This is a genomic window from Deinococcus sp. AB2017081 (assembly GCF_034440735.1).
Lineage (GTDB): Bacteria > Deinococcota > Deinococci > Deinococcales > Deinococcaceae > Deinococcus > Deinococcus rufus.
In genome coordinates, this window is the sequence record NZ_CP140098.1 from 670,293 (window position 1) to 686,004 (window position 15,712).

At 69.5% G+C, this 15,712-nt stretch carries 15 protein-coding genes; 8 read left to right on the top strand and 7 right to left on the bottom strand.

The annotated features are described in order from the left end of the window. Window positions 1-189: 189 nt before the first annotated feature. Together U2P90_RS03245 and U2P90_RS03250 are read left to right on the top strand one after the other, a co-directional pair. Entirely contained in the window at window positions 190-846 is a 657-nt protein-coding gene (locus U2P90_RS03245) for a MarC family protein (RefSeq protein ID WP_295815931.1), read from the top strand. A gap of 233 nt (window positions 847-1,079) precedes the next feature. After that, the gene (locus tag U2P90_RS03250; protein WP_295815933.1) at window positions 1,080-1,640 is read left to right on the top strand and encodes an HNH endonuclease; all 561 of its coding nucleotides are present in this window, start codon (window positions 1,080-1,082) and stop codon (window positions 1,638-1,640) included. A 66-nt stretch (window positions 1,641-1,706) separates the two neighbouring features. Here U2P90_RS03250 and U2P90_RS03255 read toward each other — a convergent pair whose 3' ends face one another. Continuing rightward, window positions 1,707-2,588 carry a hypothetical protein gene (locus tag U2P90_RS03255; RefSeq protein ID WP_295815935.1) on the bottom strand — a complete coding sequence of 294 codons (882 nt, stop codon included), beginning with the start codon at window positions 2,586-2,588 and terminating at the stop codon, window positions 1,707-1,709. A gap of 287 nt (window positions 2,589-2,875) precedes the next feature. On the opposite strand from U2P90_RS03255, the gene U2P90_RS03260 reads away from it, so the two are divergent. Next, complete coding sequence (locus U2P90_RS03260; RefSeq protein ID WP_322473778.1) at window positions 2,876-3,445, top strand: HD domain-containing protein; 570 nt, start codon at window positions 2,876-2,878, stop codon at window positions 3,443-3,445. A gap of 77 nt (window positions 3,446-3,522) precedes the next feature. Further along, a complete protein-coding gene (locus U2P90_RS03265) occupies window positions 3,523-4,113 on the top strand; it encodes a hypothetical protein (protein WP_322473779.1) in 591 nt (196 codons plus the stop codon). 80 nt (window positions 4,114-4,193) lie between these two features. On the opposite strand, the gene U2P90_RS03270 is transcribed toward U2P90_RS03265, so the two are convergent. The 4 genes from U2P90_RS03270 to ilvA are packed head-to-tail and all read right to left on the bottom strand — an operon-like array spanning window position 4,194 to window position 9,205. Continuing rightward, a complete protein-coding gene (locus tag U2P90_RS03270; RefSeq protein WP_295815940.1) occupies window positions 4,194-4,649 on the bottom strand; it encodes a response regulator in 456 nt (151 codons plus the stop codon). After that, complete coding sequence (locus U2P90_RS03275; RefSeq protein ID WP_322473780.1) at window positions 4,646-6,913, bottom strand: PAS domain S-box protein; 2,268 nt, start codon at window positions 6,911-6,913, stop codon at window positions 4,646-4,648. The genes U2P90_RS03270 and U2P90_RS03275 overlap by 4 nt, the downstream gene beginning before the upstream one ends. 7 nt (window positions 6,914-6,920) lie before the next feature. Continuing rightward, complete coding sequence (locus tag U2P90_RS03280; protein WP_380101271.1) at window positions 6,921-7,607, bottom strand: response regulator transcription factor; 687 nt, start codon at window positions 7,605-7,607, stop codon at window positions 6,921-6,923. Window positions 7,608-7,654: 47 nt separating this feature from the next. Then, complete coding sequence (ilvA, locus tag U2P90_RS03285) at window positions 7,655-9,205, bottom strand: threonine ammonia-lyase, biosynthetic (RefSeq protein ID WP_322473781.1); 1,551 nt, start codon at window positions 9,203-9,205, stop codon at window positions 7,655-7,657. Between the two features lie 772 nt (window positions 9,206-9,977). Between ilvA and U2P90_RS03290 the strand changes: the two genes are divergently transcribed. The 3 genes from U2P90_RS03290 (at window position 9,978) to U2P90_RS03300 (ending at window position 12,173) form a co-directional block, all read left to right on the top strand. Beyond that, on the top strand, window positions 9,978-10,487 hold the full coding sequence (locus tag U2P90_RS03290; protein ID WP_322473782.1) for a hypothetical protein: 510 nt from the start codon (window positions 9,978-9,980) through the stop codon (window positions 10,485-10,487). Window positions 10,488-10,657: 170 nt separating this feature from the next. After that, window positions 10,658-11,605 carry a DUF808 domain-containing protein gene (locus tag U2P90_RS03295; RefSeq protein WP_322473783.1) on the top strand — a complete coding sequence of 316 codons (948 nt, stop codon included), beginning with the start codon at window positions 10,658-10,660 and terminating at the stop codon, window positions 11,603-11,605. Between the two features lie 4 nt (window positions 11,606-11,609). Then, the gene (locus U2P90_RS03300; protein WP_322473784.1) at window positions 11,610-12,173 is read left to right on the top strand and encodes an HAD family hydrolase; all 564 of its coding nucleotides are present in this window, start codon (window positions 11,610-11,612) and stop codon (window positions 12,171-12,173) included. Here U2P90_RS03300 and U2P90_RS03305 read toward each other — a convergent pair. Beyond that, window positions 12,170-13,603: a PLP-dependent aminotransferase family protein gene (locus U2P90_RS03305; protein WP_322473785.1), complete on the bottom strand. Its 1,434-nt coding sequence runs from the start codon at window positions 13,601-13,603 to the stop codon at window positions 12,170-12,172. The genes U2P90_RS03300 and U2P90_RS03305 overlap by 4 nt on opposite strands. A gap of 106 nt (window positions 13,604-13,709) precedes the next feature. Here U2P90_RS03305 and U2P90_RS03310 point away from each other — a divergent pair, with 106 nt between their 5' ends. Beyond that, on the top strand, window positions 13,710-14,906 hold the full coding sequence (locus tag U2P90_RS03310) for a benzoate/H(+) symporter BenE family transporter (RefSeq protein ID WP_322473786.1): 1,197 nt from the start codon (window positions 13,710-13,712) through the stop codon (window positions 14,904-14,906). Window positions 14,907-14,912: 6 nt separating this feature from the next. Here U2P90_RS03310 and cpt read toward each other — a convergent pair whose 3' ends face one another. Then, complete coding sequence (gene cpt / locus U2P90_RS03315; protein ID WP_322473787.1) at window positions 14,913-15,446, bottom strand: chloramphenicol phosphotransferase CPT; 534 nt, start codon at window positions 15,444-15,446, stop codon at window positions 14,913-14,915. Between the last annotated feature and the right edge of the window lie 266 nt (window positions 15,447-15,712).

Here is a 15,712-nt window from a genome sequence, read left to right on the forward strand (position 1 = left end):
TCCTACTGTGGCAGCTGGCCGATCCTTCCCATAGCGGATGTGACCATCGAGCGCAGTGTGTGAAGTACCCGTGAAGATCGTGCTGTACGTTCCAAACCCTCCTCAGGCCGATCTGTCGCCAGGTGCGCGCCGCACGTCCGCGCAGGCGGCGTGACGCGCTGGCAGGCCTGGCCTGTTACGCTGCCCTCTGTGCCGGATCTGGCTGAGGTACTCACCACCATCAACCGCACCTTCCTGACCATGTTGGTGGTCATGGATCCGGTGGGCCTGGCCCCCATCTTCATCGGGTTGGCGGGCAACCGGCCGGCCTTCGAGCGGCGGCGCGTGGCCCTGAAGGCGACCCTGGTGGCGGGCGGCATCATCCTGGCCTTCGGGCTGGGCGGCCGCGCGCTGCTGGAGCATCTGGGCATCAGCCTGAGTTCCTTCCGCGTGGCCGGCGGCATCCTGCTCTTCCTGATCGCGCTGGACATGGTGTTCGCCCGCCCCAGCGGCAGCAAGGAGAGCCCGGACGAGGAACGCGAGGCGCAGGAACGCCAGGACATCAGCGTGTTTCCGCTGGCGATCCCGCTGATCGCGGGGCCGGGCACGCTGGCGAGCATCATGATCCAGGCCAACACGGCCCACGGCGACCCGCTGCTGCTGGGGCTGGTGTTCGTCGTGACCGGCTTCGTGCTGCTGCTGTGCTATCTGGCGCTTCGGCTGTCGGGGCAGATCGGGCGCGTGATCGGCGTGACCGGCGTGCACGTGGTGACCCGTGTGCTGGGCGTGCTGCTGGGCGCCCTGGCCGTGCAGTACGTCGCCGACGGCGTGCTGGAACTGCTGCGCGGCGGCTTGAAGACCGGCTAGGCCCGGCCGATCAGCGCTGTAGATAGGCCAGAATCCTCAATGCCACGGCGCGACACTAAGTACGTCGTAGCGGGAATGGAGAGGTTCCGGTGCTGTCCCGGAAGCTCGTAATGGTAGCTACGACGTACTTTCTTCGATACTCGCTCCGCTCGGTTGATCTGAAGACCAACTTCGACGTACTTAAGCGTTAAGGCGCAACATTGCTCTGACGGCCCGGCGGTAGAATGCCGGGCATGAACTCCAGAAAGGACATGCCCAGAGAGGAGGAGGTGCGAATACCCCACGTAGCGGCGGATCTGAATGCCCCCCGCGTGCTGGTACTCAACGCCTCCTACGAACCCCTGCACGTGACCAGCGCCAAACGCGCGATCACGCTGGTGCAGTACGGCGTGGCCGAGGTTCTGGAGAACAGCGCGGACGTGGTGCGTTCGCCCAGCACCGTGCTGCCCGTGCCCAGCGTGATCCGCCTGCGCAAGTACGTGCGGCGTCCGCGCGTGCACCCGGTGCCCTTCAACCGGCGCAACGTGCTGCGGCGCGACACCTTCGCGTGCCAGTACTGCGGCAGCCCCGAGGAACTCACGCTCGATCACGTCATGCCCCGCTCCAGGGGCGGGCGGCACAACTGGGAGAACGTCGTCACGGCCTGCAGATCGTGCAACCAGCACAAGGGGAACCGCACCCCCGACGAGGCCGGGATGCCGCTGCGCACCCGGCCTCGCGCTCCTACGTTCGGTGTGTACGCCCACGGCCAGTTCGCGCACTGGCAGCCCGAGTGGGCACGCTACATCCACTGACCGGAGTCCAAACAGTACGGGCCGCCCCTGGATCATCAGGGGCGGCCCGTGGCGTGTACTCAATGCTCAGCGCACGATGGTGAACGGCAGGGTGTAGGTCTGGGCCGTCTTGCCCTTGGCGAACATCTCGGTGAAGGGCGCAGCGCTGATGCGGCGGTTGCCCACGGTCAGTTCGCCGGCGGCGCAGGCCAGGTAGTCGCCCTTGCGGCCATTGCTGCCCTTGGTGTCGCCGCACAGGGCAAAGGGAGCCTCGTTCTCCACGTACACCCGGCCCGAGGGGCGCACGAAGCGGATGCTGCGGACGTTGCCGGCCGTGTTGACACGGAAGTTCAGGCGCTTGGGCAGCGCCGAGAGCTGCAGGCGGGCGCCGGGCTGGATGGGATCGTAGCCGGGCACCGGCTGGTTGGTGTCGGCGTTGATCAGCGTGAAGCTGGTCACGCCGAAGGTCGGGGCCGGGGCCGGCGTCTGGGCGGTGCCCACCACGCTGTAGGTCACGGACAGGCCCAGACCGGCGATCCCGCCACCGCTGGTGCCGGTGAACGGCGTGGCGACGATGGTGTGCTGGCCGGGGCGCAGCGCCGTGGCGCAGTCGCTGCCGTCACACAGCGAGAAGGGCGCGACGTTCTCGCTGTGGTAGTTCAGGTTGCCGTCCAGGCCGAACAGCACGCTCTGCACCGGGCCGACCGTGTTGGCGCGGATGCTCAGACGCTTGGGCAGCGCGGCGAGGTTCAGCGTCGTGCCGGACGGGATCGGGTTGTAGCCGGGCACCGGCTGGCCCGTGTCCACGTTGATCAGGGTCAGGCTGCCCACGCTGACGGGCGACACGGGATTGACGACGATGCTCTGTCCCGTGACGGTCTGGGCGCTGGCATGCAGGGCGGGCAGGGTCACGGCGGCCAGGGCCGTCAGGGCCAGGGTGGTGGAACGCAGGGAACGGGTGATGTTCATAGGACTCCTTGGGTGTATGCGGCGGGAACCAGGGGTGCGACCGGGCCGCGAGGTGCGGCGGGGCCGGCAGACCCCCAGGGTGTAGCGGCCGAAGATGACGCCCGACTGATGGGCCGCCGTGGGGGTGCTCTGGTTGTACAGGGGCAGCGCCCCTGGGGCGCGCTGTCTCAACATTTTCTACGGATTGTGCAGGGATCTTCATCAAGACTGAACGCTTGTCCTGGTTTCCCCCCGGACGGCGTGTGGCGGTGCCGGATGCCCGCTTTTCCCCCGGCTAGACTGCGCCCATGAACCGTGACCAGGCCCACGCCCTGATGCTGGAGCACACGCCGTCCGTCTCGCTGCAACGCCACATGCTGAACGTCGAGGCCGCCATGCGCTGGTACGCCCGCCACTGGCATGAGGACGAGGAGACCTACGCCGTGACCGGGCTGCTGCACGACTTCGACTACGAACGGCACCCGCAGGAGCATCCCGCGTGGGGCGTGGCGTACCTGCGCGAACACACGGACACGGCCCCGGAGATCCTCGACGCGATCATGGGACATGCGACCTACACGGGCGTGCCCCGGGAGACCCGCCTGGCCAGGACGCTGTTCGCCGTGGATGAGCTGACCGGACTGGTGCAGGCAGCGGCCCTGATCCGCCCGGATCGGGAGGTGCGCGGGGTGGAACTGAGCAGCCTGAAGAAACGCTTCCGCAACCGGGCCTTCGCGGCGGGAGTGAACCGCGACGAGGTCACGCAGGGAGCGGCTGAACTGGGTGTCGATCTGGATCAGCACCTCGACAACGTCCTCCGGGCGCTCCAGGAAGCGGCGGGCAGTCCGGAGGCCCCCGAGTCCGTTAAAGGTTCGTAGGGGCGTCGCTCAGGGAGCCGGGCGAATCGCACCGCACACTGCGGATCGAATCACGTTTCGACCCCCAGGAGATGCCCATGACCAAGACCACGACTGCCGCCCTGCTGACCCTCGCCCTGCTGACCGCGCCCGCCGCGCTGGCCAGCGCTCCCGCCACCGGTTACGTGCAGGTGCAGACGGACGCCACGCCCGGCGAGGCCGACGGTGCCGCCGAACAGACCGGCGCGGCCCTCGACAACGCGGCCGAGGCGACCGGTGAAGCGGTGAACAATGCCGCCGAAGCGACGGGCGAGGCCGTGAACAACGCCGCTGAGGCCACCGGCGAGGCAGTCGACGACGCCGCCGCTGCCACCGGCGAAGCTGTCGACAACGCCGCTGAGGCCACTGGGGAAGCCGTGGATGCCGCCGGGAACGCGGTCGAGGGTGCTGCTGCCGCGACCGGAGAGGCGATCAACGACGCCGCCGCCGCGACTGGCGAGGCGGTCGAGAACACCGGCGAGGCCATCAACAACACCGTCGATCCCAACGGCGATGGGGTCGTGGACAGCAACAACGATGGCGTGGCCGATACCCGCCAGTTCCCCTGGGGCCTGCTGGGCCTGCTGGGCCTCTTCGGCCTTCTGGGGCGGAGCCGCCCGGCCACGACCACGACGACTGTCCGCAACTGAGTTCCGGTCACAGCGGAGGGAGCCGGCGAGTATGTCCGCCGGCTCCCTCTGCTGTTCTCGGTCGGGCCAACCGCGTGCGGTCAGTGGCGGTCGTGCTGGGGAGGGAAGCGCACGAAGGTCATCCAGAAGTTCTCGAAGGCCCGCATGGCGTTCAGGAAGTTCTCGAAGCCCACCGGCTTGACCACGTAGCCGCTGGCATGCCGCTCGTACGAGTTGCGCACGTCGTCGTCGGACTGGCTGGTGGTGAGCATGACCACCGGGATGCTGGCCAGCGAGCGGTCGGCCTTGATCTCCTGCAAGACCTCCAGCCCATTCTTGCGGGGCATGTTGATGTCCATCAGGATCACGTCCGGACGGGGAGCGTGCGCGTGCTCGCCCTCACGGCGCAGGAAGCGCAGGGCCTCCACGCCGTCGCGGGCGACATGCAGACGATTGGGGACGCTGGCCTCCTCGAAGGCTTCGAGGGTCAGGAGAACATCGGGTTCGTTGTCCTCGACCAGCAGGATTTCTATGCGGTGGGCAGCGGGATCAGTCATGGGGAGTCGGTGGGTGCGCCGGGCAGCGTGAAGTGGAAGGTGCTGCCCTGTCCGGGCGTGGACTCCAGCCACAGTCGACCACCGTGATGCTCCACGATTCTACGGCAGATAGACAGCCCCATTCCGTTTCCGGAGTATTCCTCGGGGCTGTGCAGCCGCTGGAAGATCCCGAACACCCGTTCGGTGTCATGTTCGCCGATGCCGATGCCGTTGTCGGTCACGCTGATCTGCACCATGTCTCCCTGTGCCTGCGACGTGACCCGCACCACCGGAAGGCGCTCGGGCGGCACGAATTTCAGGGCGTTGCCCAGCAGGTTGGTCAGCAGCTGCGTGACCAGCGAGGGCTGGCCCAGGACGGTGTGTGGCGTCTCCCACGACACGGTGCCCCCCCCGAGCAGCCGCGCCGCCTCCACGTTCTGGGCACTCTTGTCCATGACGTCGTCCAGGGCCAGAGACCGCATGGGCGTGGTGCCCTGGCTCACCCGTGCGAAGGCGAGCAGATCCAGGATCAGGCTGCGCATGCGTTCCACGGCGCTTTCCATGAACCCCAGGTACTGTGTTGCCCGCGTGTCCAGCTGGCCCTCGTACCGGCGGGCCAGGAGCTGCGCGTAGCTGCCGATGGTGCGCAGCGGCTCCTGGAGGTCGTGGCTGGCGACCGACGCGAACTGCTCCAGATCGTGGTTGCTGCGCTGGAGTTCCAGCACGGCGGCCCGCAGATCCTGCTGGGCCCGCAGGCGCTCGGTGCTGTCCTGCACCATGACCACCGCGCCCGTGACTGCCCCCTGCCCGTCATGCGTGGGGGTCACGACATACGACACCGGCACCGCATGCCCCTGAGCGTGCCAGAACACGTCCGATTCCACGCGCCGCACCTGGCCATCCGAGAGGGTCTGGTGGATCGGACAGTCCTGCACCGGGAAGGGCGTGCCGTCCGCGTGGTGGTGGTGGATCAGGTCGTGCTGGCGCGATCCGATCATGCGCTCGATGCTGTACCCGAGCAGCCGCGCTGCGCTGGGGTTGGCGAAGGTCGTGACGCCCCGGGCGTCCAGCCCGAAGACGCCCTCGCCCGCCGCCGTGAGCAGCAGCGTGGAGAAGCGCGTGACCTCCGCGAGCCGCTCCGTGCGTTCCCGCACGCGATCTTCCAGCGTCGCCTGGATGGCAGCGTCTTCCGGCAGGGCGTCGCCCACCGGCCTCAGCTCGCTGTGGGTGCCGATCCACTCCTCGATCTCGCCGCTCTCGTCGCGCACGAGCACCGCCCGCACCCGCATGGGCACGAACGCCCCGTCCGCGCGCCGCAGACGGTGCGTGACCGCGTACACGTCCTGCGACTCGACCGCCGTCTTCCACGCCTCCAGCGTGTGGGCCCGGTCATCCGGGTGGATCGCCGACAGCCACCCCCGGCCCTCGTACTCGGCCGGGGTCTGTCCGGTGAAGGCCTCCCAGCCCGGCTGAGGTGGTGGAAAGTAGCCGTCCGCGCTGGCTGTCCACACGATCTGGGCGGTGGCCTCGACCAGGGAGCGGAACCGCCGCTCGCTGTGCCGCAGGGCTGCTGCGGTGCGCTGCGTGGCCGTCACGTCGTCGAACATCACCGTGACCTGCCGCACCTGGGTACTGCCCGGCACGCGGCGCGGCACGGCCGTGACCCGCAGCCAGCGCCACGCCTCCGACGGCGGATGGAACACGCCCATCGCCACATTCCGCTGCACCTGGCCGGTCAGGATCGCCTGCATGGCGGCCCGCTCCTCGGCCGGGAAGGGCTCGCCGCTGGGCCGGATCGCCCGCCAGCGTGGATCCATGGCGTCGCGCCCGGTGAGCTGCGCGAGATTCAGCCCCAGGATCTGCTGGGCGCGGTCGTTGGCGTGCAGCAGCGTGCTGTCCGGCCCGTGCACCGTGACGCCCAGCCCCAGCGTGTCCAGCAGGTTCAGCGCCGTCTCCATCGGGTCACGGCCCACCTGGAGGTGCAGCAGGGCGTGGCCGGGCCCGGCCGGCGCGACCGTCACCTGTCCGGGCGCGATCACGTCGCGCAGCTTCACGCTCACGCTCGACGTCTCGCCCCGCCACGCGTCCGACGTGGCCTGCTGCACCTCCAGCAGCGCGTCGTCGTCAAAGAGCTGACGCCAGTCCTCGGCCACGCCGAGCTGCCGCAGCCGGCTCCGCGCCGCCGGGTTCATGGCCGCCGTGCCGTCCTCGCGGACGAGCACCACGGGATTGGGAATGGCCTGGATCAGCGCACCGAAATCCGGGCCAGCAGCAGTCAGGCCCACGGAACGCTCAGCCGCGCAGGGCGTATCCGACGCCACGGACCGTGCGCAGCAGGCCGTAGCCGTCCAGGTCACGCAGTTTGGCGCGCAGGTTCGCCATGTGTACGTCCACGACGTTGCTGCCCTCGGGCAGTCGGCCCTGCCAGATCTCCTGCCCGATCTCCTGGCGTGAGTACACGCGGCCCGGCTGGCGGATCAGCAGCGCCAGGATGTCGAATTCCTTGGGCGACAGCCGCAGTTCCTCGGTCTTGTACGTCACCAGACGCTTCTGGGGATCCAGGGTCAGCTCGCCCATGGTCAGGCTCTCGGTGGTGCGCTGCCGCAGCTGCACCTTCACGCGGGCCAGCAGCTCGTCCGGGTGGAAGGGCTTGATCAGGTAATCGTCGGCGCCCAGGCCCAGCAGGCGCACCTTCTCCTCGACGGTGTCGCGGGCGGTCAGCACGATGATCGGCACGGCGCTGTTCTTGCGCAGCCGCTGCACGACGTCGCCGCCGTCGAAGTCCGGCAGGCCCAGGTCGAGCAGGATCAGCGTCGGGTGATCCTCGCGGGCCTTGATCAGGCCGTTCATGGCGGAATCCGCATGCTCGACGTCGTAGCCGGCGTCCGTCAGATCCATCCGCAGGACATTCGCGATGTCCTGGTCATCCTCGATAACAAGAATCCGTTGTGTGGTCACGGATCCATCATAAGCCTTCATGAAAGTGACGCGCCCTACGGCTGTCCTCACCGGGCAGCGTGTCCAGCTCAGGTCAGGAACAGCCGGTACGCCGGGTTCGTGGTCATGTCGGTCGCCGGGTAGCCCAGACCGTCTAGGAAGGTCGTGAAGTCCGCCGCGTCGTGGGGGGGCACCTGCATGCCGGCCAGGACCCGCCCGTGGGCGCTGCCGTGGTTGCGGTAGTGGAACAGGCTGATGTTCCAGCGGCCATGCACCTTGGTCAGGAACTCCAGCAGCGCGCCGGGACGCTCCGGGAAGGTGAACGAGTACACGCGCTCGTCCGTCGCCTCCGGGGCCCGGCCGCCGACCATGTGCCGCACGTGCACCTTGGCGAGCTCGTCCTCGGTCAGGTCGGTCACCGCGTAGCCCAGCGCCGCGAGTTCGGCCACGAGCTCCCGGCGCTGCCCGGCGCGCGCCAGCTGCACCCCCACGAAGATCTGCGCCTCGCTCCTCGGCGCGTAGCGGTAGTTGAACTCGGTGATGGCCCGCGCCCCGATCACCTCGATGAACTCCCGGAACGCGCCGGGGCGCTCGGGAATCGTCACCGCCAGGATCGCCTCACGCTGCTCGCCCACCTCGGCCCGCTCGGCCACGTGGCGCAGGCGGTCGAAGTTCACGTTCGCGCCGCAGGTCAGGGCCACCAGCGTCTGGCCCGTCACCCCCCGTTCGGCCACGTACTTCTTCAGGCCCGCGACCGCCAGCGCTCCTGCCGGTTCCATGACCGCCCGCGTATCGTCGAACACGTCCTTGATGGCCGCACAGACCTCGTCGGTGTTCACGCGCACCCAGTCGTCCACGTAGCGCCGGGTCAGGTCGAAGGTGTAGGCCCCCACCTGCTTGACCGCCACGCCATCCACGAAGATGCCCACCGTATCCAGTCGCACCCGTTCCCCAGCCTGGATCGAGCGGTACATCGCGTCGCTGTCATCGGGCTCCACGCCCACGATGCGGATGTCCGGCCGCAGCGCCTTGATCACGCCCGCCACGCCGGCGATCAGGCCGCCGCCGCCCACCGGCACGAACACGGTGTAGCTGTCCTCGGCCTCGACCTGCCGCAGCACCTCCAGCGCCACCGTACCCTGACCGGCCAGCACCAGCGGATCATCGTAGGGATGCACGAAGGTCAGGTTCAGCTGCTGCTGGAGGACGAAGGCGTGCGTCTCGGCGTCGCTGAAACTGTCGCCATGCAGCACCACCTCGGCCCCGCGCCGGCGGCACGCGCCCACCTTGATCTCGGGCGTGGTCGCGGGCATCACGATCACGGCCCGCACCCCCAGCGCCTGCGCCGCGAAGGCCACCCCCTGCGCGTGGTTCCCCGCCGACGCGCAGATCACCCCGCGTGAGCGCTCCTCGGGGGTCAGCTGCGCCATCTTGTTGTACGCCCCGCGCAGCTTGAACGAGAAGATCGGCTGCAGATCCTCGCGCTTGAGCAGCACGCGGTTGCCCGTCCGGCCACTGAGCTGTGGAGCCTCGCTGACCGGCGTCTCGATGGCCGCGCCGTACACCTTGCTCGTCAGGGCCAGACGCAGCACATCCATGGCGTCCAGCTCGCCGGGCTTGAATTCCTTGGTCTGCAACATGAGCGGTCTCCTTGGTCTGAAATGAAAAACCCCCGCAGGGAGCGGGGGCGACACGGCAGCGCGGCGGCTGTCAGGCGTTGGCCCCAGTCCGCACGGTAATTCGCGCCACTTGCATACGGGGAGCATAGGCGCGGGGCGTGGGGGAGGGGCGGGGAAGGGGTAGACAAGGGGTGATGCCTGCGGCGGGCTCCCCAACCCCCCAGCCCCCTATCCCCGCAGGGGACAGGGGGAGCGACGCTGCGCTAGGCATGTGGTCGATGCTGCGTCCTGGCCGGCGTTTATGAGATCGACGTTGGCGAGGGGCGGCGTATCTGCTTCTTGCGTTGTCGCTGTCAGCGCCCGTGCGCTACGCGCCCATGAGCGGGTCAGCCTACGTTGATGGAGCAAGAGGAGTGAAGGGCCGCCCCTGAGCGGATGGGGCCACGTGCGATGGCATTCGGTCAGGGGCAGGGTGGGAGCTTCGTCTTAAAAACATCTCCCCCTTGCGACGCTTGGTGTGCAATAGAAATTCCACCGTGCCAGTCGTGCTCTTTGCCCCCTCTCTCCTTGTGGGAGACTTGAAGAGCTGCGCAGCAGAGGGTTGGGGAGGGGGGTGGCGGGCGCAGCCTGCCGTGCTCTGTACCGAATTCTTCTCGACCCACATCAAGATCTCTCCACCTTCCACAAGTCCGCACTACCACTCGACGCCGCTCCCCCATCCATCCCCCGCTTCCTCAACGCTGCGTGCAGGGCGGTTCAGGCGCGGATCAGTTCTGGGCGGCAGGGTGGAGACATGCGTACCGCCCTGATCGTGGCTGCCCTGACCCTCGCTCCTGCCCTGAGTGCTGTCGGGGCGCAGTCGGTCAGCGTGAATATCAGCGCCAGCGTGCAGTTCCCGGCCGTCACCCAGACGCTCACGAATGTCGTGGGCTTCCTGTCGCAGGGCGTGCAGGTCTCGTTCCTGACCTCCGGCAGCCAGACGGCGGCGACCCTGAACCGGAGCGGCGGGATCGTGGTCAGCCCGGCGTATCCGGTCACCACGCGGATCACGCAGGTGCAGGTCATGACGCCCACGCCTACCGGCACCATCCGCGAGATCTACCCGCTGGTGCAGCCGGTGACGGTGTCGGCCGCCCGGCCTCTGGCGCCACAGACGATCATCGTCCGCAGCAGGGACGGGCGGAACTACGCGCTGACCGCCGTCATGGGTCGGCAGGCCGCGTGGAAGAAGGCGCGTGGGCTCCAGAAGAAGCCCGGTGGGATGCCGCCCGGCCAGTACAAGAAGGCGCACGGGCACAAGTAATCTCCCGGGCCTGCACCCTGCGCGGCGGGTGTGCGGTTCGGCAGGTGTATAGAGTCCAGTAACGTCGGCCCCTGCCGGATGACGGCTCGGTTCCGGTACCCTGAAGTCCTGATGCTGCCCAGTCCGTCCATGTGCTCACCGTTCCGTTCCCCCCGCCCTGGAGCCTGCGCGTGAGCGGGGGTCTCGTGGCCCTGCTGGACGACGTGGCTGTGATCGCCCGGCTGGCGGCAGCGTCGGTCGACGACATCGGCGCGGCGGCCGGCAAAGCCGGGATGAAGGCCATCGGCGTGGTCGTGGACGACACGGCCGTCACGCCGCGCTATGTCACGGGCTTCAGCCCGGACCGGGAACTGCCGATCATCTGGCGGATCGCGCGGGGTTCGCTGCGCAACAAGGTCGTGTTCATCCTGCCTGCCGCGCTGCTCCTGAGCCAGTTCCTGCCCGTGGCAATCACCCCGATCCTGATGCTCGGCGGCGCGTACCTGTGTTACGAGGGCGCAGAAAAACTGTACGAGGCCGTCACCGGACACGGCGGGCACGCGGCTCCCGAGGCCCAGGCCGCCAAGCTGTCCACCACGGAACACGAGGAGCAGATGGTCTCCGGCGCGATCCGCACCGACTTCATCCTGTCGGCCGAGATCATGGCCCTGTCGCTGGCCGAGGTCGCGGACGAGTCCTTCTGGTCGCGCACCGTGATCCTGATCGTCGTCGCCGTGATGATCACCGCGCTGGTGTACGGCGTGGTCGGACTAATCGTCAAGATGGACGACCTGGGCCTGAAGCTCGCCAATGGCACCGGCGCGGGCCGGGCCTTCGGGCGGGGCCTCGTGAAGGGCATGCCGATGGTGCTGTCGGCCCTGTCGGTCATCGGCACCGCCGCCATGCTGTGGGTGGGCGGCCACATCCTGCTGGTCGGCCTGGAGGAGTTCGGCCTGGGCGGCCCCTACCACGCCCTGCACGACCTCGCCGTGGCTGCCGGGCACGCCGTTCCCGCCATCGAGGGCGTCGTGGAATGGCTCGTCGAGACGCTGGGCTCGGCCATCGTCGGCGTGGTCGTGGGCGCGATCATCGTCGCGCTGATGCACCTGCGGCCGGGGAAGAAGGCGGCGGCGCACTGAGGGGATGAGCGAGCTGTCCCGCCCCCTGCTGGTGCTCGATCTCGACGAGACCCTGTGGCACGGCGTGGAACCAGCGGACGGCGAGGTCGTCCGGGTTCAGCTGCGTCCGTACCTGCGCCACTTCCTTGAACAGGTCGCCCACGACTACGATCTCGCCGTGTGGACGGCGGCCTCCGGCGACTGGATGCGTGGCGGTCTGGACGTTCTGCGCGCCGAGACGGGCTTCGATCTGGCGGGCCACGCGGTCTTCCTGTGGGATCGGGAGCGCTGCTCGTGGCGGCGTGGCGAGGACGGCGACCTGTCCTGGCGCAAGCCTGCGCGGAAGTTCCGGGCCGGGTGGCTGCGTGCCCGTTACCCACGGGGCCGCATCCTGGCAGTGGACGATGTGCCCGGCAATTACGCCTGCGGGTACGGACACCTCGTCCGCGTGACGCCGTGGACGGGGGACGCCTCGGACACGGAACTTCGGTATCTGGCCACGTACCTGCGCTCTCTCGCGGCCACCGATGACTTCCGCGCGCTGGAGAAGAGGGGATGGCGCTCGCGGCTCCAGCTTCCCGGCTCCTAGGCCAGCCCCTCCTGCCCCGGTCTCCCCCGGAACTCGTCCCACGCGTACCGCAGGCGTATGACTGCGTCGGGCAGGCGGGCGGGGTCGAGGGTGAAGGGCAAGCGCAGATAGCGGTCGGGCAACGGCTCGACGCCCATGCTCGCGCCGGGGAACAGGCGGACGCCGTGGGGCGCGGCGACGTGCGTGTAGCGGCTGGCCCCGCCCCCCGGCAGCTCGATCCACAGGTACTGCCCGCCGTCCGGCACGCGGAACGTCCATTCGGGCAGGTGCTGGCGCAGCAGGGTCGCCAGCAGGTCACGGGCGGCGCTGACCTGTGCCTGTCGGTCACGCCGCAGGGTGTCCAGCTTCTGCAGCAGGTGCAGGGCGATGTGCTGTGCCGGGAGACTCCCGCCGAAGTCCGCCAGGGTCTTGGCCTGTCCCAGTGGCCCCGCCAGCGCGGTGGGCAGCCGCATCCAGCCGACCCGTAGACCCGCCCAGTACAGCTTGCTCAGCGACCCGACGTTGACGATGGGGGCGTCCGGGGCGCAGGCACTCAGCCGGGGGGGCGGGGGCGTGTCCGCGAAGCCCAGATCGTACAGCGTGTCGTCCTCGATGGTGGGGAGATTCGCGTCGGCGATCAGCGCTCCCAGGTGCTGGCGGGCCCGCGCGGGCAGCACCGTGCCGGTCGGGTTCTGGTACGTGGGCGTCAGGAACGCGAGGCGCGGGCCGTGGGCGCGCACGAGGCGCTGGAAGTCGTCCGGATTCACCCCCTGCGGCCCCACCGGCAGGCCGTGCAGCTCGGCCCCGGCAGCGCGGAACACGTCGATGGCCCCGAAGTACGTGGGCGTTTCCAGCAGGGCGTGGTCGCCCCGCCGTAGCAGCGCCCCGGCGATCAGCGAGATGGCCTGCTGGGCACCGCTGGTCACCACGACCTGCTCGGGGCGGGTGGGCAGGCCCTCGCGGGTATAGATGCCGGCGATCACGGCGCGGAGTTCCGGCAGGCCGTGCGGGTGGTACACGCTCTCGACGAAGGCGTCCTGCGCGGCTGCCCGCATCTGGACACGCTGCGCCTCGGTCAGCAGCGGCACGGCGATGGTGAAGTCCAGCGTGTCGCCCACGTGGGGGGCGGCCACGGGCGTGCGCAGCGTCATGACCGGCGACCGGCGCGGCGCAGTGGCCGAGACGTGCGTGCCGCTGCCCACCCGCCGAGTGACCCAGCCGCCCGCCGCAAGGTCGTCATAGGCGGCCACGACCGTACTGCGGCTCACGCCCAGCAGGCTCGCCAGAGGCCGTTCGGCGGGCAGGCGTTCGCCAGGGGTGAGGTGCCCGGAGGTCACGGCCGCCTGGAGCGCAGCGGTCAGCCGGGCAGACAGCGTGCCCCCCCCACCGCGCCAGCCGTCCAGCACGGTTGTCCAGCGCGGGGCATCGGGCAGCAGGGGAGAGGCCGTCATATGGGCAGGTTAACAGGCCAATCTAGTCAGGCTGTCGCCTGAGCAGTCCAATATGCCTGCCATTGCCTCTGGGCAGCAGGCCAATCGGCGGCGCACACTGCGGGGCATGACCGCCGTGCTGCCCACTCCACGCGCCTTCTGGCGGGACACGCATCCCAGCGCCCTGCTGGCCGGCCTGATCACCATGGTCATCGGCTGGGCCGGCCCGAACGTCCTGATCTACTCGGTGGCCCAGGCCGCGAACCTCCCCACCGGCACGGCGATGTCGTGGCTGTGGGCACACGCGATCTTCACCGGCCTGACCGGCATCCTGCTCAGCCTGCGTACCCGCACCCCGATCCTGAGCACGTGGAGTACGCCGGGCATCGCGTTCCTCGTCACGGCACTGCCCGGCATTCCCTTCCCGGAGGCCGTGGGCGCGTTCATCACCTCGGGCGTGCTGGTGATCCTGCTGGGCACCGTCCCGCCGCTCACGCGGGCGCTCCAGGCCATTCCCACGCCGCTGGCTGCCGCGCTGAATGCCGCGATCCTGCTGCCCTTCGGCTTCCGGGCCCTGCAGGCCTTCGGGCAACTGCCGCTGCTGGTCGGCGCAATGATCCTCACGTTCTTCGTACTGCGGCAGTTCGCGCCGCGCTGGGCGGTGGCGGGTGTGCTCGTGACCGGTGTCGCCGCCAGCGCTGGCCTGGGCCTGCTGAGCGGCGCGCCCGTGCCGTTCGAACTGACGCGCCCGGAGTTCGTCCTCCCCGCGTTCAGCCTGCACGCCACGCTGAACCTCGCCCTGCCACTGACCCTGCTGGCCTTCACGGGACAGTTCGTGCCGGGCTTCGGCGTCCTGAAGGCCAACGGCTACGAGCCCGCGCCCGCGCCGATCCTGCGGGCGTGTGGGGTCGCCAGCGTCGGCGCGGCATTCTTCGGCTGCCACAACCTGACCCTGGGGGCGCTGCTGGCGAACATCGTCAGCGGCCCCGAGGCGCACCCCGATCCGGCGAAGCGCTACACGGCTGCCGTATGGGCCGGGGTCTTCAACATCATCGTCGGCCTGTTCGCAGGTACCGTCCTGCACCTCATGGGCGTGCTGCCCACCCAGGCGCTCGCCGCCCTGGCCGGACTGGCCCTGCTGACCGCCACCGCCAGCAGCCTGGGGGCCGCGTTCCAGGGCACCCGCGCCGGCAGTCTCGCCACGCCCGTCATCCTGCTCGTGACCCTCAGCGGGATCACGCCGCTGGGGATCGGGTCGGCGTTCTGGGGCATCCTGGCGGGGCTGGCCGTGTACGGGGTCGAGTCCCGGCCCGCTCGGAGCTGAGGACGGTCAGGTCACGTGTCCGGCGATCTGCCGTGCGGCCGCCCGCACGTCGGCGTGCGTCGTGTCCACGGTCAGGTCGTAGGTCACGTCCACATGCACCAGCGCCGCCTGGGTGCGGGCCATGCCGGGCCCCCGGTCGCCGCGGGCCCGTTCCCGCGCCTCGGCCACGTCCGGATCGCAGCGCACGCCCACCCACAGCACCTCCAGTCCCGCCAGCGCCGCCTGCCACCGCGCCTGCGAGGCCGCGCCGCCCAGGAAGACCTCGTCCACGATGATCCGCGCGCCGCTGCGGGCCATCTGCGCCACGCCCGCACTCCACGCCACATCCAGCTCGCGGAACACCGCGCCGGTCGTGACCTGCCCGTCCGGGCCAAAACCGATCCCCGCGCCCGGCTCCCGCAGCGACGGCGGCAGCGCGTCGACCAGCGTGTCGGTGCCCAGCGTCAGCCACGGCTGCGGCAGCACGCGCTGCAGCTGCCGGGCCACGCTGGACTTTCCGGCACTGGAACCCCCGTTCAGGACGATCACCTGTGTTCCCATGCCGGCACGCTATCCCGGGGAGAACACACGCGGAACCCATGGATGACCTGACCCGCCGCCGCGCCGCATGGGAGGTGCTGTCAGAGCAGATTTCAGAGGCACCCCGGGGTACCCTCACTGCCTCTGAATCGAGCGGAGCGAGCACCTGGAGACGACAGCGGCCTGCGTGGTGGGGCATCTTCTCAGCCCCGGGACGGAACTGAACACCGCTGACAGAGTTGTCTGTGGACACGGAACCCGATCCGGAGGTCATCGCGCGGGAGCTG